16 protein-coding genes and 1 pseudogene are annotated in these 20,616 nt (G+C 73.5%); 8 read left to right on the top strand and 9 right to left on the bottom strand.

Annotation, left to right across the window (positions count from 1 at the left end):
• Positions 1–304: 304 nt before the first annotated feature.
• Positions 305–943, top strand: coding sequence for a hypothetical protein (locus AC559T_RS16705; protein ID WP_112107098.1), 639 nt, complete (start codon positions 305–307; stop codon positions 941–943).
• Here AC559T_RS16705 and AC559T_RS16700 read toward each other — a convergent pair.
• From AC559T_RS16700 to AC559T_RS16665, 8 genes are all read right to left on the bottom strand, one after another.
• Entirely contained in the window at positions 889–1,377 is a 489-nt protein-coding gene (locus AC559T_RS16700; protein ID WP_071067062.1) for a hypothetical protein, read from the bottom strand. The two genes, AC559T_RS16705 and AC559T_RS16700, sit on opposite strands and share 55 nt — an antisense overlap.
• A gap of 326 nt (positions 1,378–1,703) precedes the next feature.
• A complete protein-coding gene (locus AC559T_RS16695) occupies positions 1,704–2,918 on the bottom strand; it encodes an alpha/beta hydrolase family protein (protein ID WP_498869324.1) in 1,215 nt (404 codons plus the stop codon).
• 102 nt (positions 2,919–3,020) lie between these two features.
• Positions 3,021–5,066: an EAL domain-containing protein gene (locus AC559T_RS16690; RefSeq protein WP_498869323.1), complete on the bottom strand. Its 2,046-nt coding sequence runs from the start codon at positions 5,064–5,066 to the stop codon at positions 3,021–3,023.
• Positions 5,067–5,131: 65 nt separating this feature from the next.
• On the bottom strand, positions 5,132–6,553 hold the full coding sequence (locus AC559T_RS16685; protein WP_498869322.1) for an amidohydrolase family protein: 1,422 nt from the start codon (positions 6,551–6,553) through the stop codon (positions 5,132–5,134).
• On the bottom strand, positions 6,550–7,734 hold the full coding sequence (locus tag AC559T_RS16680; RefSeq protein ID WP_498869321.1) for a hypothetical protein: 1,185 nt from the start codon (positions 7,732–7,734) through the stop codon (positions 6,550–6,552). The genes AC559T_RS16685 and AC559T_RS16680 overlap by 4 nt, the downstream gene beginning before the upstream one ends.
• 264 nt (positions 7,735–7,998) lie before the next feature.
• Complete coding sequence (locus AC559T_RS16675; RefSeq protein ID WP_112107102.1) at positions 7,999–8,862, bottom strand: ABC transporter permease; 864 nt, start codon at positions 8,860–8,862, stop codon at positions 7,999–8,001.
• Positions 8,859–9,632: an ABC transporter ATP-binding protein gene (locus tag AC559T_RS16670; protein WP_131625795.1), complete on the bottom strand. Its 774-nt coding sequence runs from the start codon at positions 9,630–9,632 to the stop codon at positions 8,859–8,861. The genes AC559T_RS16675 and AC559T_RS16670 overlap by 4 nt, the downstream gene beginning before the upstream one ends.
• Positions 9,633–9,635: 3 nt before the next feature.
• On the bottom strand, positions 9,636–10,994 hold the full coding sequence (locus tag AC559T_RS16665) for an ABC transporter substrate-binding protein (RefSeq protein ID WP_498869320.1): 1,359 nt from the start codon (positions 10,992–10,994) through the stop codon (positions 9,636–9,638).
• A 409-nt stretch (positions 10,995–11,403) separates the two neighbouring features.
• On the opposite strand from AC559T_RS16665, the gene AC559T_RS16660 reads away from it, so the two are divergent.
• From AC559T_RS16660 to AC559T_RS16650, 3 genes are read left to right on the top strand one after another with little or no spacing between them, the layout of a single operon-like run.
• Entirely contained in the window at positions 11,404–15,159 is a 3,756-nt protein-coding gene (locus tag AC559T_RS16660; RefSeq protein ID WP_498869319.1) for a sensor histidine kinase, read from the top strand.
• Entirely contained in the window at positions 15,156–15,572 is a 417-nt protein-coding gene (locus AC559T_RS16655) for a roadblock/LC7 domain-containing protein (protein ID WP_071067053.1), read from the top strand. The genes AC559T_RS16660 and AC559T_RS16655 overlap by 4 nt, the downstream gene beginning before the upstream one ends.
• Before the next feature lie 21 nt (positions 15,573–15,593).
• Complete coding sequence (locus AC559T_RS16650; RefSeq protein WP_071067052.1) at positions 15,594–15,953, top strand: DUF742 domain-containing protein; 360 nt, start codon at positions 15,594–15,596, stop codon at positions 15,951–15,953.
• A gap of 175 nt (positions 15,954–16,128) precedes the next feature.
• Here the strand turns inward: AC559T_RS16650 and AC559T_RS16645 are convergent, their stop codons facing one another.
• Positions 16,129–16,719: a pyridoxamine 5'-phosphate oxidase family protein gene (locus AC559T_RS16645; protein ID WP_071067051.1), complete on the bottom strand. Its 591-nt coding sequence runs from the start codon at positions 16,717–16,719 to the stop codon at positions 16,129–16,131.
• 103 nt (positions 16,720–16,822) lie between these two features.
• On the opposite strand from AC559T_RS16645, the gene modA reads away from it, so the two are divergent.
• From modA to AC559T_RS16625, 4 genes and pseudogenes are all read left to right on the top strand, one after another.
• Complete coding sequence (gene modA, locus AC559T_RS16640; protein ID WP_498869329.1) at positions 16,823–17,647, top strand: molybdate ABC transporter substrate-binding protein; 825 nt, start codon at positions 16,823–16,825, stop codon at positions 17,645–17,647.
• Complete coding sequence (locus tag AC559T_RS16635) at positions 17,644–18,603, top strand: ABC transporter permease (protein WP_498869318.1); 960 nt, start codon at positions 17,644–17,646, stop codon at positions 18,601–18,603. Before modA ends, AC559T_RS16635 begins: the two co-directional genes overlap by 4 nt.
• Positions 18,604–18,647: 44 nt before the next feature.
• Positions 18,648–19,757: pseudogene (locus tag AC559T_RS16630) on the top strand (ABC transporter ATP-binding protein); the annotation flags it as partial.
• 449 nt (positions 19,758–20,206) lie between these two features.
• Complete coding sequence (locus tag AC559T_RS16625) at positions 20,207–20,458, top strand: hypothetical protein (protein WP_071067049.1); 252 nt, start codon at positions 20,207–20,209, stop codon at positions 20,456–20,458.
• Positions 20,459–20,616: the final 158 nt, after the last annotated feature.

Below are 20,616 nucleotides of genomic sequence, written 5' to 3'. Positions count from 1 at the left end.
ACCCAGCACCGTCATCGACCTGCTCGGCGAATAGGCACCGGCGGACAGAGACCGACGGACAGGCACCAACGGACAGGCACCTCGGTGGGCCCGGCGTGCCCTCGCGTCACCACGCAGGGCACGCCGGTGGGCACACGACGTCGCACAGGCGGAACCGAGGGCGACCAGCCGGGAACAGAATCGGCTTTGCCGGCACGAAAAACGGCTCGGCTGGCACAGAAGGGTGGGGTCGGAAACACGAACGACCCCAACCTTTCACCAACGCTGGTGGTGGAATGGCGCACGCCACGTTACGGTGTGCGCCATGCCGCTGTCGGGACTCGCCTGGCAGACTCTCCCGGATGCGGGGGCGTTGGCCCTGGTCGACACAAGTTCACGGCGGGCTGCAGCACTTGCCCGTCCCCATCCCAACGAGCTCCCCATGATTGACGTGGTCGACGTCGAACGCCTTGTCGTGGCGTGGCTGTCGCCACACACCCGGTATGCCGCCGAACAACACCTGGCCGAACGGGCCGATGACGATCCACACCGAACGATGGGGGCGTTGTGCTGGCTGCTCGCCATGTGGACGGTCACGATCCACCTGCGCACCGGGCAGTCCCCGTCCGCGGTGATCTCCGCGATGTCCTACCGGACGGTGTGGCGCAGCCCGGAGGCGCCGGAGTCGGAACGGGTCTGGGAGATCCTCACCGACCGGATCAGGCTCGGCACCCTGGCCGCCCTGACCGCGGACCGTGACACCGCCGTCGAGTTCCACTCACGCGTCGACAACCCGCGCGGGCTGGCGCCCGTGCTGCTGCGCCACGCACTCGGCGTGATGGCGGGTGTCGTCGATGACATGAACATCATCGGCGTGGACCCGCAGGACATGGCGGGCACCCTCGCGCTCTACACGATCGACCCCGACGGGCCGACCGTGCCGTGCTTCCGACCGCTCACCTGAACGGACAGGGCGCGCGCCGCGCCGCCCCGGGCGACCATCCGCGCGGCGACGGATCCCGTGGTGACGCTCCACGACGGCCGGGCCGGCCGCCCGTTTCCTGTGCGGGCGGCGCGCCCGCCACGGCCGCCCCGTGCCGCCACCGACCGCCAGCCGCCGGTGCGGGCCGCCCGGGGCGCCGGCTGCGCACCGGCGCCGTGCGGGCTCGCGGGCGGGGAGTCGATGTAGACCGCTCTCGTCATCCCGGCGTGGCCGTGGATGGCGAGCAGCGTCTCCATCGACGGATAGATCGCGACCGACCCGTGCTCGGAGTTCCACCACAGGACGCAGGTGCCATCGGGAGCCTGCGCCCCGAAGGCGACCGAACCCGTGCCGGACACTCCGGACACGTCGACATCACGCTCGAGATGAAACCGCCGTACCTGGCGAGCGGACATACTGGCCGACCTCCTCGCGGGTCACATCGCCGTGCCCCTGAGCGTTGCCCTACACCCCACCGGCGGCCACCCGGCCACCGGCTGGTCGGGCCACCGTAGCCGCCGGTGTCGGCGGCGGTCACCCGTTTCGCCGCGCCGGGCCGCGGCGCGCCCGCACGTGCAGGGCGTCGCCGCAGGTCACACGCGCACGCCCACCTGATCAGACCACAGCAGTGTCCACCCTGACAGCCCTGGCACATCATGGGCTCCCCAAGCTCCGCGGACGCCGTGGGCCCTGGCGGGCTCCGAAGGTACGGACCCCGAAGGCCCGCGGAGCCCGCGGGCGCTCAACCGGCGGCGTGGAACAGCGCCTCGGGAAACCGGCGGGCGGCGGCCGGGGTGAGGAACGAGTCGTAGGTGGTGGCCCCGAGCAGCCGGCGCTCCAGGAACGCCACCGTGTAGTAGGTCGTCAGGCGGTGGGCGCGGTCGATGTCGACAGCCGGCGGCCGGCAGGTCACCTCCGCCGTCACCTCCAGCCGCACCCGCACGCCCTCGGGCACCGGGCGGTCGCGCACCGCCGCGGCCTGGGCGCAGATCTCGGTGAACGAGTTGTGCATCCCGCCCGTCACCGTGACCAGGTAGCGCGGGTGCGCGCCGTGGAGCCCGTCGAAGGTGCGCCCGGCGTTGCGCTCCACCGGCGCCGCCAGGTCGTCGCTGCCGCCGACGAGCAGCACCGGGACGCGCACCCGGTCGAGTTCCCGCTCCGGTACGACCTCGGTGGCCGGCGCGATCCCGACCACGGCCCGCACCCGCGGGTCGGCCGGCGCCCGCAGGAAGCCCACGGTCGAGACCGCCGAGGTCAGCCCGCCGAAGGAGAACCCGACGACGCCGACCTCGTCCGCGCGCACCATCCGCGACAGCGGGCAGTCCGGCTTCGTGAACGCGCTGATCACCGCCGAGACGTCGAGCAGCCGGTCGCTGGCGAGCTCGACGAGCGGGGCCTGCCGGCCCTCGGCCGCCTCGATCATGGTGTCGCCGGGATGGTCCGGCGCGGCCACGACGAAGCCGTGCGTCGCCAATGCCTCGGCCAGGTAGGCGAGCTGCACCCGGCTGCCGGCGCTGCCGTGCGATACGACCACGAGTGGGAAGCGGCCCGGCGCCACCGGTATCTCCTCGTGGGCCAGCGCCGACGACACGTCCACGCCCGGCACCACCGGGTAACGCGCCACCGGGTACTGCGCGGCCGGGTACTGCGCGGCCGGGGGCAGCGCCACCGGGCCGAGGCGCGCTGGAGCGCCCGGGTACCAGACCGAGGTGGTCAGCAGCCGGCCCGGGCGCCCCGGATCCGAGACGGTCAGGGTCTGGTAGCCGGCGGTGAACGGGCCCGGCTCATCGGGCGCCGCGGGCGGTGCCACGCCGGTGGACCCGCCGGCCAGGACCACGCCTGCCCGGGCCGGGCCGGCGGGCGGCGGGCCGGACAGGCAGAGGAGCAGCCCCAGAAGCAGGGCGGCCACCAGCAGGGCACGCGGCACGGCCGCGCCGCTTCCGGCGCTTCCCACCATGCGGCTGACACTACGCACAGTGACGGCACCCGGTGCGCGGCGCGGCCCTTCTAAGCCGCATCGCCCCGTCTGCCCGGCGTGCGGCCGCTCAGAGGACAGCCGTCACCGCCGGTTGCCGAGGCTCATCACCGTCGTGACGTCGTCGCCGTCCGGGCCGCCGAGCAGCTCGGTGAGGCGGCGCGGACGGCCGACGTGATAGCCCTGCGCCAGGCCCACACCAAGGTCGAGCAGCACCTGCGGCAGCGACGCGCGGTCCACCCCCTCGGCGATGACCAGCATGCCGGCCGTCCGCGCGATCTGGACGACCGCCTCCACCAGGGAGCGGTCGCGCGGGTTCGCGTCGGCGTTGCGGACGACGTTCGCGTCGATCTTCACGGCCCACAGCGGGAGGTTGCGCAGCGCGACGACCGCGCCCGTCTGCATCCCGAAGTCGTCCAGCAGGACGGGGCAGCCGGCGGCGCCGAGCTGCTCGGCGAGCCGCCGGGCCGCGTCCGGACTGGCCACCGCCGCGCTCTCGGAGATCTCCAGGCCCAGCCGGGAGGGGTCGACGCGGCCGTCCCGCAGGGTGGAGAGCACGAAGTCACCGAAGGCGGGGTCGTGCAGGGACCGCGCGGCCAGGTTGACGTACAGCCGGCCCGGCACGCCGCTGACCAGGGCGTTGACCGCCCGGAGGACGACCCACCGGTCGAGGTGCAGGCCCAGGTCGGTGTGCTCGGCCGCCGCGAGGAAGCCCCGCGGCCCGAGCTCGGGCCACACGCCGTCCCGCAGCCGGGAGAGCAGCTCGAAGCCGACCACCTCGCGGCTGGCGAGATCGACGAGGGGCAGCACGTCCAGCGACATCTGCCCGCTGTCGAGCGCGGCGGCGACCCGGCTGGTCACCGTCACCCGCAGCGCGGCCTCGTCGTACTGCTCCCGGGTGAACAGCCGGGCCCGGTTGCGCCCGGCCCGCTTCGCCTCCCGCAGCGCGAGATCCGCCCAGGCGAACGCGGCCTCGCTGCCGGCCGCCAGGTCCAGCGGGACGACGCCGATGCTGACCGTGGCCCGGGCCGGGAGCTCGCCGGGCGCGACGGGCCTGGTGGCGAGCGCGGCACACAGCCGCTCGGCGACGGCCAGCCCCTCGCCGCCGCCACCGGTGGGCAGGAGGACGGCGAACTCATCCCCGCCGAGCCGGCCGAGCATCGCCTCGGGCAGCTCGGCGCGCAGGCTGTGGGCGAGCCCGCGCAGGACGGCGTCGCCCGCGGTGTGGCCCTGCAGGTCGTTGACGTCGGCGAGGTGGTCGACGTCGAGCAGCAGCAGGCAGCCCGGTGGGCCCGCCGGGCCCGAGGTCTCCGCCTCGACCGCCGTGCCGGCGGCGGCGGCGGTTGCCGCGGCCGCGATACGGCCGTCCAGCTCCTCGGCCATGGCGTACCGGGTGGCGAACCCGGTGAGCGGGTCGACGGCGGGGGCGGCCGGGAGTGCGCCGCCGGCCGCGTGGTCGACGCCGTGGTCGGCGACGTGGTCGAGGGCGTTGTCCGGGTGGTCGAGGGCGTACCCGGCATCCGCCGCTTCGGGGCCGCCGCCGGGCTGGGCCGAGGACGGCGCCTCGGTGCCCGCGGCCAGCACGATCGCCGCCGCGGCGTCGAGCCAGGCGGCATCCTCGGGATCGAGGCCGCCCGCCGCGTCGGTGTCCCGGCCGCCGGCGGCCGGGCCGGAGGACCCGGCGGGCGGGAGATCCTCCGCGAGGCCGGAGTCGGCGGGCGCCGGGCGCTGGCCGGCCGCCAGGGCGGCCAGGGCGGCCTCGGTGACGGCGACCTCGGCGGCCCGCGCGGCGTCGGCGGCCTCGCCGGTGAGGTCGACGATCTCGAAGAGCAGCAGCTCCGAGGGCTGCCCGGCGCTCATGTCGCGGCAGCTGATGCGCAGCCGGCGCGGCTCGCCGTCGGTGCCGGCCCAGTCGAGGACGGCGGGCGGGGCCGCCGGATGCAGCCCGGTCAGCGGCAGGCCGGCCTCGGCGACCGCGAGCCGCGCCTCGAACGGCGAGTCGGGGTTCCGCGTCCCGGTGACGAGGTCGACGAGGGCGTCGTTGACCCACGCCACCCGGCCGTCCGCAGTGACGATCAGCATGCCGACAGAGGAAGCCGCCGCGGCCAGCCCCGCAACCCCAGCGATCACCGCACCTCCCGCACCGCGCCGCCCGGAGTGCGCAGTCTAATGTCCGAAAGGACCCCAACCGTCGTTCACCGCGCCGCGCCGGGCACTACTTCCACTGGCGGGCCGGCCGCGGCGGAGCGCAGCTCGGAGTCCAGCCCGGCCCGGCTGGCGAGCTCGACGGCCAGCTCACGCGCCCACGGCAGGACCGGCCCGAGATCGACGGTGGCCAGTCGCCCGTCGACGACGACCCGCTCACCGGCCACCCACACCCCGGTGACGTCCCGCGGGGAGGCACAGTAGACGACCGCCTGGTAGGGGTCGTGCACGAGTGCCAGCGACGGGCTCGCCTCGGCGAGGTAGACCAGGTCGGCGGCCTTGCCGACCTCCAGGGAGCCGACCTCGTCGGCGAGCCCGAGCGCCCGCGCACCCTCGATGGTCGCCATCCGCAGCACCGTCGGCGCCGTCAGGGCCGTCGCCTGCAGGTGGTGCACCTTCTGCAGCAGGGCGGCGATTTTCGCCGTCTCCAGCATGTTCTGGCTGTCGTTGCTCGCCGCGCCGTCCACGCCGAGCGCGACGGTGAGCCCGTCGCGCAGCAGCCGCGGGACCTGGCACACCCCGCTGGCGAGGATCATGTTCGAGACGGGGCAGTGCGCGACCGCGACCCGGTGCCGGCGCAGCAGTTCTACGTCGGTGTCGTCGAGCCACACGCAGTGCGCGGCCACGACCTGCGCGTCGAGCAGCCCGCGCCGCGCGGCGAACTCGATCGACCCGGTGCCGCGCGTCGTCCGCGACGCGGTCACCTCCTCGCGGATCTCGTGCAGGTGGACGTGCAGCCGGCCGGTCTCCGCGACCAGCCGGGCCGTCTCGTCGAGCAGTTCGTCGCTGCTCGACGGCACGGTCGCCAGGCCCACCCGGAAGGTGGTGCGGCGCGAGTTGCGGGCCGCGTCGGCGAGCGCGGCGTGCTCGGCGAGGACGGCCGCGACCGGCCGGGGGTTCGCCGAGTCCGCCGGGCCGAACGACACATCGCCGCGCAGGCCGACGGCGTCGAGGGCGTCGACCACCCCGGGGGTGACCGGGGTGGTCCCGGCCGCCGAGCAGAACATGTCGGCGACCGTCGTCACCCCGGAACAGGCCAGCTCGGCCGCCTTGAGCAGCGTCCCGACGTAGGCCATGTCCCGGGTGAGGTGCCCCTCGATGGGCTCGACGACGCGGACGAACCACTCCCACAGCGTGTGCGTCTCACCGATGCCGGTGACGAGCCCTTCGGAGAAGTGGCCGTGCGCACTGACCAGCCCCGGGATCAGGATCCCGCCGCCGTCCCCGACCACCGGCAGGTCCGCGAACCGCGCCCGGACGTCCGCCGTGGTGTCGACGGCGGCGATCCGCCCGCCGACGACGGCGACCGCGGCGTCCCGCAGGTGGCCGCGGGGCCCCATGGTCAGGACGTGCCGGGCCCGCACGACGAAGTCGGCGGGCAGCGGAGCGGGACCCGCCGGTGGTGGGGTCACTTGAGGCCGATCGAGGTGTCGATGAACTCGTTCGTGAACAGGTCACCGGGCGCCAGGCCGGCCTTGAGCTCCTTGCGCTGGCCGGTGAAGATCGGCTCGAGGATCTCGATCATCCGGGTCAGCCGGTCCTCCTCCATGTCGCCGACGGCCGCGTTCGGCCCGTTGGCGACCAGGCCACGCTCCTTCATCGTGGTGACGGCGAACTCGGCCAGGCCCGGCGAGTAGTTCCACACCGAGACGTCGTCGGCCTGCACGGCCTTGATGATGAGCGCGTTGGTCTCGGCCGGGTCGCTCACGAAGTCGACCTGCGACTGCTGAACGATCGGGATCAGCTTCTTCAGGCAGGGAGCGAGGGTCTCCTTGTCCCCGGTGCGGATCGACAGGGCCTGCCCGTACACCGGGTACCCGGTGTCGTTGATCAGCTGGAGGTCGACGTCGTAGCTGCGCCCGTCATCCAGCTCGTTCTTGTAGATGTAGGGCTCGGAGGTGGCGAACCCGCCCTGCGCGACGGCGCCGTCCTCGGTCACCCAGCGCGACGGGCCGCCGTCGTAACTGCCGTCGACCTGGGAGGCCCGCAGGATGCCCGCTCCGAGCAGGTACTGCATGTAGGTGTCGGTCTCGTAGTACAGGACCTTCGTGTCGGTCTGGCCGATGTCGACCAGGGTGTGGAAGTTCGGGTTCTTCGCCTTGTCCCACATGATCATGATGGGGCTGACCTCGAACGGGGCGAAGACGGCCATGGTCGGCTGGCCCTTGGAGTTCTGGATCGCCTCGTCCGAGGAGACCAGGCCCAGGTCGATCTCCGGGTCGAGGTAGAGCTGGGAGCTGACCTGCTCGAAGCCGATGGCCGGCCCGCCGAAGCGCACCTCGACGTTGACACCGGTGTCCTTGCCCTGGGCGACCAACGAGCCGGAGATGCGCTTGCCACTGGTGTCGATCTTGGCGTCCGGGCCGATCAGCTCGTAGAGGAAGCCGTACTCGGACTCGGCGAACCAGTCGGTCTGGATCACCACGTTCTCCGGGCAGACCCCGGCGAGGTCGAGGGCACCACCCGCCTCGGCCGCCGGCGCCCGCTCACCGCCGGAACCACTCTCGCCCGTCGTCGAGTCCCCGGAGCAGGCCGCCAGTGCCAGTGCCGCCGTCGCGCCCAGGGCCACCACGCCCAGTTTTGTTCGTCTCATGTTCTCGCCTTTCAGGGAAGTGTGCGTTTCACGGGGTCCAGGAGGGCGCCGGCACAGTGGGAGACGGGCCGGATCCGGCGGGGCGAGGCCGACTGACCGCGGTTGTCCGGCCGACCTCTGTTGTCCGACCGACCAGGGCGGTTCGGCCGAATCCGGGCGCGGGCCGCCCGAATCCAGGGGCGGGCCGGACGAATCCGGGGCCGGTCCGCCCGCGCCGGAGCACGCACACGTGGGGTCTCGCGCACACGGTGTACCGGCTGCGTCTCAGGGGATTTCGGAGCCGTACCAGGCCCCGGTGACAAGCCGCGACAGGTAGCCGAAGAAGACGAAGACGGCCACCCCGAGCAGCGACGCGAGAATGACCGCGCCGAGAAGCTGCTCCGTCATCAGCCGAGCCCGGTACAGATCTATCAGTACACCGATCCCTGGGTCACCCTGTTTGAAGAAGAAGTCGCCGACCACGGCACCGACCACGGCCAGGCCGGCCGACACCTGGAAACCCGAGAAGGTCGCCGGCAGCGCCGCGGGAAGCCGCAGCTTCACCAGCAGCACCCACCTCGGAACACGGTGCAACGCGAAGAGGTCCAGCATGCCGCGATCGACGGACTGCAACCCGAACAGCGTGCTGCTGATGATCGGGAAGAGGGCGATCAGCACGCAGACGATCACTCGGCTGACAAAGCCGTAGTGGAACCAGAAACCGATGAGCGGCACCATCGCGAGCGTCGGAATCGTCTGCAGGACCACGGCGTACGGATACACCGAACGCTCGATCCAGCGCGCCTGGCTCATGAGGACGGCCAGCGCCATGCCGAGGACGATGGAGATCCCCAGGCCGGTCAGCGCGACCGAGGTGGACAGCCACAACGCACGCAGCAGCTGTTCGAGGTTGTACCGGTCGAGGAAGGCGACGTCCACGACGGCGTGCGGCGGGGGCAGCAGGAACCGGCGCTTCGGGTCGAGCAGCACCAGGCTCACCAGGTACCAGACACCGATCATGAGCCCGAACATCGCCACGGGGCCGAGGACGTCCACCGACCGCCAGAACGGGCGGCGCCCGGCCCGTCCGGGGCCGGCGATCGCCGCGGGGGCGGTGGTGTCCTCGGGGGCGGTGGTGTCCGCGGTCATGCCGGCTCCGCCGCGCGCAGCAGCCGCGAGACGCGGGCCGTCAGCCGGGTGAACTCGTCGGTGAAGCGGATGTCCGCCGGCCGCGGGTAGGGGAACGGGACGTCCAGCTCGGCGACGATCCGGCCCGGTCGGGGAGACATCACGATCACCTTCGTCGACAGGAACACCGCCTCGGCGACCGAGTGCGTCACGAAGACAGCCGCCCCGAAGCGGCCCAGGCCGAACAACCGGAGCAGCTCGTCGTTGAGCCGCTCGCGGGAGAGCTCGTCGAGGGCGCCGAACGGCTCGTCGAGCAGCAGCAGCTCCGGGGCGAGCACCAGTGAGCGGGCCAGCGAGACCCGCATCCGCATGCCGCCGGACAACGACCTCGGCCGGTGCCGCTCGAACCCGGCGAGACCCACCAGCTCGATGAGCTCGGCCGCGGTGGGCCGATAGGCGTCCCGGGGGACGCCGGTCACCTCGGCCAGCATCTCGACGTTGCGCCGCACGCTGCGCCAGGGCAGCAGCGTCGGGTCCTGGAAGACGTAGCTGATCCGGTCCGTCCCCCGGTCGACCGCGCCGACCGTGGCCTCGGTGAGGCCGGAGGCCAGCCGCAGCACCGTACTCTTCCCGCAGCCCGAGGGGCCGACCAGGCTGACGAAGTCACCGCGGCTCACGGCCAGGTCGACGCCGGTCAGGGCGGTCGTCCCGTCCGGGAAGCGCTTGCCGGCCGCCGTGAGCGTCAGCAGCGGCGCGGGGCCGGTGGGGGATGGTTCGCTCGGTGTGGACACCACTCATCCCTCGCTGCGGGCGTCGGCGCGGCCCGAGCCGGTTCCCGCGCCCCCGCTGGAGCCGGTGGTCGCGCCCGCGCCGGCGGGTCGGCCGCCGGGGTCCGTCGCCGGCCAGGCGAAGGCGGCCGTGGCGAGCTCCCGCGGGTAGACCACGGCGAACCGGCTGCCAGTGGCCTGCTCGACCACCGTCGCGGCCAGCGCGTTCTGGTGCGTCACGTCGAAGCGGACGCCCTCCCAGGGCATGACCGTCTCCGCGCCGGGCACGTTCGTCGCCACCAGCGCCGACCTGATCCGCTCCGGCTCGAGACCGCCCGCGGCGCCGATCGCCCGGGCCAGCACCATGACCGCCGTGTACGCGGCCGCGGCGGCCTCTGTCATCGGCCCGCCGTAGGCGCTCTGGTAGCGCTTCGACACCTGGGCCGCCAGCGGGTTCGCCTGCGCGACCAGCGACGACCACCCGACCTGCCGGCTCACCCGCCCGTCGAGACCGGGCATCGAGGCCAGCGGCACCGCCTCCGCCGCGGCCCCGTATACGACGATCCCGGGCGGGGCGTAGCCGAGGCCGCTCAGCGCGTCGCCGAGCACACGGCCGGCACCGGGCAGCGCCCCGAAGAGCACCATGTCGGGCGCGGCGGCGCGGATCCTGCCCACCTCGTCGGTGAGGTCCCCGTCGCCCAGCGCGTAGCGCTCCTGCGCGACCAGCTGGACGTCGGTCTCCTCGGCCAGTTCCTGGAGCATGGCCTGCAGGTCGTGGCCTTCCGGCCGGTCGCCGTAAAGAACGGCCACCCGCCGACGGGCGACGCCGTCCCGTTCCGCGCCACGCAGCAGGGAAAGGAACGCGCCACCGAAGCTCCGCACGTCCGGACCGGAACGGAAGAACCAGCTCAGCCCACGTTCTGTTAGCGCACTCAACGGAACGTCACCGCTTACGAATGGTGTTCCGAGGCGTTCGGCGCGTTGGCTGGCATCCAGCGTCGCCTCGGCGTCGAACGCGCCGACCATGCCGGCGACACGCTCTTCGGCGACCAGGCGGTCTGTAGCATCAACCGCACGCTGCCGATCGCTTTCTGTGTCCATTGTCACGATGGACAGCGAGGCGGCGCGGCCGGCGCCCCAGATGCCCGTCGAGGCGAGATCGGCGTCCGCGCCGGCATTGACGACCGAGGCGGCGAGATCCGCGCCGCGCTGAGCGTCCCGGCCGGCTTCCGCGTTCGCTCCGCCGAGCGGAGCCAACAGGCCGATCTTGACGACGCCGGAAACCCCGGTACCGTTGGAATTCGAATCCCCGGAGCAGCCGGTCGCCAGCAGCAGAACCGCTGCGATCGCAACGCTTAGGACGCGCGACCGCGACACGATGGCCATGGCTCGTCCCCCACGTCGTCATCTTCCAGGCGCACGTTCAGACACGCGGTACAGCGCTCCACGCGGTACAGCGGTCAGAGTACCGACGGCGCGGCGCCGACAAGGACCCGCGCAATGCGAGGCCACTCTAGCCAGTTCACCCCCCGACAAGAACAACGGGAGGCGGATCAAGCCCCAACAAAGGAAGGTTCCTTCCGGCTCGCCCCCCTCGCATAGTGTCGACTGCACCGGGAAATACGATTTCCCGGCCGGCATGGTTGAACGTGCGTGGAGCCAGTAGGGCGCACGGACCCCGAGAGGTGGGCGACGTGGTATTGCTGCGCGGCAGAGGGCACGACGCGGCGGCGGTCTGCCGGCGGCCGTCGGGCCACCGGCCGACGCCGCCCACCACATCGGACGGGGGAGCACGATGACCGAGGCAGCCGAGCTTTCCAGCCTTGGGCAGGCCGCCCCCGAGGCATCCGCGGCCCCGGGCACGCAGGGAGCACAGGGCACCCCCGGGGCTCCCGGGTCCCGGGCCGACCGGCGCTCCCGGGCGCCTCATCGCGCCGGGTCCGGCAGGTCTCCGCGGACCGTCCGCCCCTCGGCGCGGCGCCGGCGCGCCACCCGGCTGACCCGGGTCGCCCGGGCCGGCCGGCGGGATCTGGGCGGCCGGGTCGCCGACCTCCCGGTGCGTCGCCGGCTGCTGCTGTCGATCGCGATCCCCGCCGCGGCGTTCCTCAGCGTCGCCATCCTCGGCGCCGTCACCTGGATCTCCGACGCGGCGAGCTACGGCCGCGGTGTGCACGCGGCCACCCTGGGCCGCGACATCGCGGCAACGGTCCACGAGCTCCAGATGGAACGGGACCTCGCCGCCGGTTTCGTCGCCGGCGGGCGGCAGAACCGGCCGGACGGCGAGCAGTGGGTCAACCGGCTGGCGGCGCAGCACCGCTCGGTCGACGCGGCCGTCGCCACCGTGCGCGGCGCGCTGGCGAAGGCGTCCGACAACTTCGGCCCGGCCGCCGGCCCGGCTGCGCCGCGCGCGCGGCGCCGCCTCGACGAGCTGCCGCGCGCCCGCGCCGCGGCCGACGGCGCGGGCCTGCCCCTCGGGGCGGTGCTGAACCAGTACTCCACGACCATCGCCGACCTGCGGGAGGTCGACCGGCGGATCGGGCCGGACCGGGTCGACGGCGACCTCGGCTACACGACGACGGTGCTGCGCGACCTGTCCGAGGTGAAGGAGGTCGAGTCGCAGGTCCGGGCCGAGCTCTACGCCGTCGCCCAGGTCGGGCACTTCGACACCGGGCAGGCCGACGCGCTCTCGAGCCTGCTGGCGCAGACCGACGCCGCGCGCGCGGCGTTCCGGGACGTCGCCGACGCCGACGACCGCGCCCGCTACGACCGGGTGGTCAACGGCCAGGCGGTGCTCACCGTCGAACGGATCTCCGACCGAGCCATCAACCGCCAGCACCTGCTCGACCTCGACGTCGACCCGGAGCAGTGGTTCGCCGCCGGCACCACCCACATCGAGCTGCTGCGCACCGTCGAGTCGGGGCTGTCGCAGAACGTCATCGACGAGGCCGACAAGCTGCGCGCGGACGCCTGGGCGCGCACGGCGCTCATCGGCGGTTTCATCATCGCGATCACGCTGGCCGCGGTGCTGCTGACCATGGCGATCGCCGCCACGATGACCCGTCCGCTGCGGGCACTGCGCGACGGCGCGCACGACGTCGCGCACGAGCGGCTGCCGCGCATCATCGAGCAGCTGCAGACCGCCGGCGCGGGCCAGGTCGACACCAGGATCCACTCCATCGGCATCCGGTCGAAGGACGAGATCGGCGAGGTGGCCCGGACGTTCGACGACCTCCAGCGGGAGGCGGTGCGGCTGGCCGCCGAGCAGGCCGTTCTGCGGCGCAGCGTCAACACGCTGTTCCTGAGCCTGTCCCGCCGCAGCCAGAGCCTCATCGAGCGCCAGCTCGCCCTCATCGACCGGCTGGAACGGGCCGAGGAGAACCCCGCGCAGCTCGAGAACCTGTTCCGGCTCGACCACCTGGCCACCCGGATGCGGCGCAACAGCGAGAACCTGCTCGTCCTGGCCGGCACCGGGCCCGGCCGGCGCCGCGCGACCCCGGTGTCGATCGCTGCCGTCCTCCAGGCCGCCGTCGGCGAGATCGAGCAGTACCAGCGGATCCAGATCGTCGAGGTGGTCGACGCCCGCATCACGGCCGGCGCGGTGAACCACGTCGTGCACCTCATCGCCGAGCTGCTGGAGAACGCCGCGCAGTTCTCGCCGCCGCATCGGCCGGTGGAGGTCGTGGCGCGCCGCTCCCCCGACGGCGGGATGGTGGTCTCGATCACCGACCGCGGCCTGGGGATGCCCCCGGCGGAGATCGCCGCCGCCAACGAGCGGCTCGCCCACCCGCCGCTGTTCGACTTCTCCATCGCCGAGCGGCTCGGCCTGTTCGTCGTCGCCCGGCTCGCCGAGCGGCACGAGATCAGCGTCCGGCTCGACGCGGCGTCGGGCGGTGGGGTGCAGGCGCTGGTCGGCCTGCCGGCGAACCTGCTGGCGAGCGCGGCCGTCCCCCGGCACGGCGAGGAAACCGGCGCACCGCGCGGCGGCGCGGCGCTCGCGGCAGGCGTTCGGGGACAGCCGCTGGCGCTGTCCCCGAACGGGAACGGCCCGAGCGCGCCAGCGTCACTGAACGGCCACGGCCACGGCCACGGTGCCGGTGCCGGTGCCGCCGGCCAGGTGCACCCGGGCGTACCTGGCCCGCTCCCCCAGCGGCCCCGCACGGCGTCCTTCGACTCAAGCGAACGCGGCGGGACGACCGATGAGTTCAACCGTCTCCTCGCGCTGAACGGGCTCACCGACAGGCCTGCGGGGATGCCGGCCGCCCCCTTCACCCAGCCGCCCGCGGCGGCGGCCCCGCTCCCGCCCCCCGCGCCAGCCGCGCCTCCGGAGGTTCCGGCACAGCCGGCGCCTCGCTTCCCGGCCACCCGGACGCCGGCGTCGCATGGCCTGGCTCCGCTGCCCCCGGTGGTGCCGAACCCGCCTGTGGTCCCGTGGTTCAAGCCCCGCGGGACGGCGTCCAAGGCCGAGGGTGGCATCCCGGGCACAGCCGCCGCCTCCGCCGCGGCCGCAGCGGCGACGGGTGCATCCGCCGGCGCCGCGGGCGAGTCGGACCTGCCGCCGATCGAGGAGGTCGTGGCCGGCCGCGCCCGCGAGCGCGAACGGGCCGCGCCGGACCCGGTCACCGCCGGCCCGCCCCCGCCTGACTCGTCTGTTCCTGGCGAACCCTCGCCCGGCTCGTCCGCATCCGGCTCGATCACGCCGGACCCGCTGGTGCCGGACCCGCTGGTGCCGGATCTGGTGGGCGGTTCCGCGGCACCGCTACCGCCCGAACCGCTCCCACCCGAACCGCTCCCGTCCGAAGCGCCCGAGACACCGTTCACCTGGTTCGACCGGCCGGCGACGGGCACGGGCACCCCGGCCGGCCCGCCCACGGTGCCCCCCGCGGCCGCCTTCGCGTCCACCCCGCCCACATCACCCACGCCCGGCTTCGCGCCCATGCCGACCGCGCCCCCCGCGGCCGGCTTCGCGCCCACGCCGCCCACCCCCGCCGACCCGACGACGTCCATGCCCGCCGGAGCACTGCCCACCCGGCCCGCCGCGGCGCCGCTCCCGCCGCCCGTCCGCCCGGTGGTTCCGGGTGCCACCGACCGCGTGGTGCGCAGCGGAGCAGGGTGGACGGTCGCGGGCGGCGCCGCGTCCACGGGCCCGATCCCACGGCTGCAGGGCCCGCCGGAGCGGGTCGATCCCGCCGCGCTGCCAACCACCCGGGCGGGGCTGCCGATGCGCGTCCCAGCGGCCGGTGGCACCCGGTCCGGCGGCACGGGGGCGGAGCACATCCCGGGCCCGGCGGTACGGGGCGGCACGCCGGACCGCTCCGGCTGGGGGCAGCCCGCGCCCGAGGTACGGCCGGAGTGGATCCGGGGCCGGCTCTCCCGGCTGTACGAAGGTGTGAACCACGCCCGCGACACCGATGCCACCGATGCCACCGATTCCCGTACCACCGGCTCCCGCGGCCTCGGGGGGCCCGGCGCGTCCCCTCCGGTCGTGCCCCCCGGCGCGACCCGGGCCGAACGTCCGTTCGGCTCACCCCTCGATAGGCTGGAGGACGAGTGACCGAGACGATCCCCGACAGCCCGTCACTGGACTGGCTGATCAACAATTTCGTTGATCAGGTACCGGGCGTCGCCAACGCCATCGTCGCGTCGTCCGACGGGCATCTCCTCGCCGTCTGTGACGGTTTCCCACGGGAGCAGGCCGGCCAGCTCGGCACCATCGCCTCCGGTCTTTTCAGCCTCACCCTGGCGGCGGCCGAGTTCGTGGACGGGGGCTCTGTCACACAGACGATCGTGGAGATGGCCCAGGGCTCGATGCTGTTGATGGCCGTCGGCGACGGATCGTGCCTCGCCGTCCTCGCGAGCAACACCTGCGACATCGGACTGGTCGGCTACGAGATGACAGTGCTGGTCAAGCGCACCCGCGACGCCTTGACCCCGGCCAGACGCCACGAACCACCCGCGGGCCTCTAGCGGGACGGGAGCTCGCACCCGGTGACCGACGACTGGTCAGATCCATCCGGCGAACTCGTCCGGCCCTACACAGCCACCCGCGGGCGGGCTCACGCCAGCCGCCTGCTCGCACTCGAGGCGATGGTCTGCACGACCGCGCACGGGCGGCGCCGGCATCCGGAGCTGCTCCTCGACGAACGTTCGATCGTCGAGATGTGCCTGCGCCCGCAGTCCGTGATCGAGATCGCGGCGGAGCTTCGGCTACCGGTCGGCGTCGTGCGGGTGCTGGTGACGGACGCCGAGTCGGCGGGTCTGGTGGAGATCTCGCAGCTCGACACGACCGACGCGACCCAGGAGGTTGGGCTGCTCGGCCGGGTGCTCACCGGCCTGCGGCGCCTGTGACGCCTGTGGCGCCTGGGCTCCCGGGGATGTCGGTGCCGTCTGGGACGTGCTGACCGGGACGTGCCACGCGGCGCCGGTTCCCGACCCCATGTGTTACAGACTCATGACGGACAGGTAATTTCCCGAGAACCCGCGTGTTCTGCGACCATCCACACTCGGCACGGGCACGCGTGCCTCACACCGAGCCGAGGACCCGGGTCACCTCGATCTCCACCACGACCCGGTCGGGGTTCACGCGAGGGGTGCGGTACCGCTCGGCGTAACGGCGCTCCGCCTCGGCGACCGACGCGGGATCGTCCCGGACGACCGCCAACCCCTCAAGCGTCGACCACCGCCCGCCGTCGACCTGACACACCGCGACCGGCACACCGACCCGACCCGACGCCGCCACGGACGCACCGCCAACCGGCTCCACACCTCGGTCGGCCAGGGAGTTCCACAGCGGCCGACCGGGCATTTCTCCGTCAACAGAAGGCTTTTCGCCCGCGCCGGAAGTCGTGGGAGGAACCGCCGCGACCCGCGAGCCCGCGTCCGCCACCGCGACCCGCCCGGCTGCGTCCAGCCCGCCGCGCCCGGCCAGCAGCCTGACCTTGCGTGACCGGCGGGATGTGATCACTCTGGCGACACCGGCCTGCGCGTCCAGCGTGACGCCCACAGCGATGACGTGCGGCGTGCCGTCCAGGCGCACCGTCGTCAGGGTGCACAGATGCCGCTCACGCCAGAAGTCGAGGAACGCGGCGCCCCGGCCGCGCAGGTCGTTGGACACCCCTACACCCTCTCACCAGGCGCGACAGCGGTTACCTATCCGTAAACGCGGCACATACACCACTCAGAAACCGCGATTGCGGCTGTATCGTGCATCCGTGCCGATGATCCGAGCCTCTCGCAGGTCCACCCGCGTTTCGCGCCTCGCCGTCCCCCTCGTCCTCGTGCCCGCCCTCGCGCTCGCCGCCGCCGGCTGCGGGTCCGACGATGACACCGCGACCCCGGCCGCCACGACCACCGGTGCCGCGCCGGAATCCCACTCCATCACGGTCTTCGCCGCCGCGTCGCTCACCGAGACGTTCACCGAGCTCGGCAAGCAGTTCGAGGCCGCCCACCCGGGGACGAAGGTCGAGTTCTCCTTCGCGGCCAGCTCCGCGCTGGCGCAGCAGATCAACTCGGGTGCCCCGGCGGACGTCTTCGCCTCGGCGAGCCCGAAGAACATGACCGAGGTCGTGGACGCGGGCCACGCCAAGGACCCGACGACCTTCGCGACGAACTCACTCGAGATCGCGGTACCCAAGGACAACCCGGCCAGGATCGACGACATCGGCGACCTCGACACGCCCGGCGTGAAGGTCTCGCTGTGCGAGGCACAGGTGCCCTGCGGCGTCGCCGCCACCACGGTCCTCGACAAGGCGGGCGAGAAGGTCACCCCCGTCACCTACGGTCAGGACGTCAAGGCCGTGCTGACGTCCGTGCGCCTCGGTGAGGTGGACGCCGGCCTGGTGTACCGCACCGACGTGGCCGCCGCCGGCGCCGACGTGGTCGGCGTGGAGATCCCGGCGAACGTCAACGCGACGACCAGCTACCCGATCGCGGTGCTGACCGACTCCGACGAGACCGAGACCGCGCAGCAGTTCGTCGACTCGCTGCTGTCCACCGAGGGCGCGAAGGTGCTCACCGAGGCGGGATTCGGTCCGCCGGCGTGACTCTGGGCCGTCCGGCACGGCAGGTGGCCGGTTCGACACCACCCGTGCCCGCCGCGGTGACCGGTGGTGTCGAACCGGAGCTCCCCCGACGCGGCGACGGCGCCGGCCGGGGCCGGCGGGGCAGCCGGCGGGGCAGCCGGGGCGCGCGGCGCGAGGTGCGCGTCCGCGCTCCCTGGCCGCTCGCCGTGCCGGCGGCGCTCGCCACCGTGTTCCTCCTGCTGCCACTCGTCGCACTGATCATCAGGGCTCCCTGGGAGGCGCTGCCCGATCTGCTGAGCGATCCCTCGACCAGGCACGCGCTGTGGCTGTCGGTGCGCACCGCCACCGTGACGACCGTGCTCTGCGTCCTGTTCGGGGTGCCGCTGGCCTGGGCGCTGGCGCGGGGCTCCTTCCCGGGGCGGGGCCTGCTGCGCGCGCTGGTCACCATCCCGCTGGTGCTGCCGCCGGTCGTCGGCGGCGTCTCGCTGCTGCTCGTACTGGGCCGGCGCGGCCTCGTCGGCAACCGCCTCGACGACTGGTTCGGCGTCACGATCCCGTTCACGACCAACGCCGTGATCATCGCGCAGACCTTCGTCGCGCTGCCGTTCCTGGTGCTGTCGGTCGAGGGCGCCCTGAGCGCCGCCGACCGCCGCTTCGAGGACGCGGCGGCCACCCTCGGCGCCGGCCGGGCGACGGCCTTCTTCCGGGTGACCCTGCCGATGGTCGCGCCGGCGGTCGCCGCCGGTGCCGTGCTGAGCTGGGCGCGGGCCCTGGGCGAGTTCGGCGCGACGATCACCTTCGCCGGCAACTTCCCGAAGACCACCCAGACGATGCCCCTCTCGGTCTACCTGGCGATGGAGACCGACCCCGACGCCGCCGTGGCACTGTCTCTGGTGCTGCTGGTGGTCAGCATCGTCGTCCTGGTCGCCCTGCGTGGCCACTGGTGGGACGCCCGACGAACGCAGCGCCTCGCATGACGGAGAAATCCACGGGCCTGGACGCCCGCATCGGCGTCGACCTGGGCACCCTGCGCCTCGACGCCGCGCTGACCGTCGCCCCCGGGCGCACGCTCGCCGTCCTCGGGCCCAACGGCGCCGGCAAGACCACGCTGCTGCGCGCGCTGGCCGGCCTCGTCCCGCTACGCCACGGGCAGATCACCCTGGACGGGACGGTGCTCGACGAGCCGGCATCCGGGCGGTACGTCCCCCCGGAGCGGCGCGACGCCGGCTACGTCTTCCAGGACTACCTGCTCTTCCCGCATCTCAGCGCGGTCGACAACGTGGCGTTCGGGCCCCGGGTCCGCCACCGGACCCGGCGCGGCCCGGCCCGCGCGGCGGCGCTGGAATGGCTGGCCCGCCTGGGCCTGGCCGAGTTCGCGCACCTGCGCCCCGCCGCGCTGTCCGGCGGGCAGGCGCAACGGGTGGCACTCGCCCGGGCCCTCGCCCCCGGGCCCGGGATGCTGCTGCTCGACGAGCCCCTCTCCGCCCTGGACGCCGGCACCCGGCTCGAGGTCCGCGCCGAGATCCGCGCCCTGCTCCCCACCCTGGACGTCCCGGTCGTGATGGTCACCCACGACCCGGTGGACGCCCTGACCCTGGCCGACGAGGTGGCCGTCCTCGAGGGCGGCCGGGTGGTCCAACGAGGCGAGCCGGCCGAGGTGATCACGCGCCCGCGCACGCCGTACGTGGCCCGCCTCGCCGGCCTGAACCTCTACCCGGGAACCGCCGCGAACGGCACGGTCACCCTCGGCCCGACAGCCGGCGGCGACCCTCGCACCGCCGGTGCCGGGGGCGGCGGAGGTCTGCCGGGCGCACCGGTGCACGGGGCGCTCCGGGTGGCCCCGAACGCTCCGCCCGGAGCGGTGCTGGTCGCGTTGCGGCCCGCCGAGGTCGGCGTCCACCTGCGGGAGCCGCCGCCCGAGACCCGGGTGAACGTCCTGACCGGGCCGGTGGCCTCCGTCGAGGCGCTCGGCGACCAGGTCCGGGTGCTCGTCGCCAGCACCCCGGCCGTGCGGGCCGAGATCCCGGCCGCGCGACTGGGCCTGCTCCGGCTGGTCCGCGGAACACCGGTCTGGCTCACGGTGCACGAGGACGCTCTCGACGTCTACCCCAGCAACGGCGCCACAATGTGATCCCGCCCACAGCCGCAACTCCCGTCAATCAGACAAAAGCTCCGCACATCGGGCGGCCCGCTCGCCCTTTGATTTCCTTCTCGCCCTTTCGGACCGGATTCGGCCGAGATCGGCCCCCGAAACAGCGAGGAAGAAACCAAAGGGCGAGTAACTGAGCCGAGTTTTCGGTCAGGTTGTGATCGGCCCCGGTAAACGGCGGGGTTTCGGTCGCGCCGGATGGCAGGGTCCGATGGCTCGGTGGGCCTGGGGCCGCTGCGTCTCGCGGCGAGGTGCCCCTGGTCGCACCCTGCCATGCAACGACTGGAACCCTGCCAGTTACCGAGGGTGATCACACTTCATACCCCGGCCCTTCAGCATTACGTGCTGTGCGCCGAGCCTCCCCGTGTGTGTCACGGGCTGTCGGGTACCTCATTGCAATGATGTGCGTCAGGAAGGCCCTCGTCTGCGTCATGACAGCCGGCGTGCTTGGCGTCGGAACACCCACGGCGTTCGCTGCCAGCACCGGCCTGGACGCCGCCACCGCGGAAAGGATCATCAACGACGCCCAGGTTGCGGCACTGGACTACACCGGCGGCGGTCATGTCCAGAGCGTCAGCCTCGACCCCGACTACGTCACGGTCAGCGTTCTCAAACTCGACGGCGACGAAGCCACCATCACCATGAACCGGGACTACAGCATCCAATCCGTCTACATCAGCTGATCGGGCGGCCGTTGCTACGCGACGATCGTCGACAGCCCCCCGGGCCGGGGGCACGCCCGCGGGATCGTCCTCGGCTGACGCACCGCGGGCAGCGTAAGCGAGATCCCCGACAGGGCGGAAGTACGCTGCCCGTGGTCCCTGGGGCGTGCCACCGAGCC

This window comes from Frankia sp. Hr75.2, from assembly GCF_949319125.1.
Taxonomy (GTDB): domain Bacteria; phylum Actinomycetota; class Actinomycetes; order Frankiales; family Frankiaceae; genus Parafrankia; species Parafrankia soli.
Note: the sequence above shows the minus strand (reverse complement) of the source record. Positions and strands in the feature narration are given on the sequence as shown.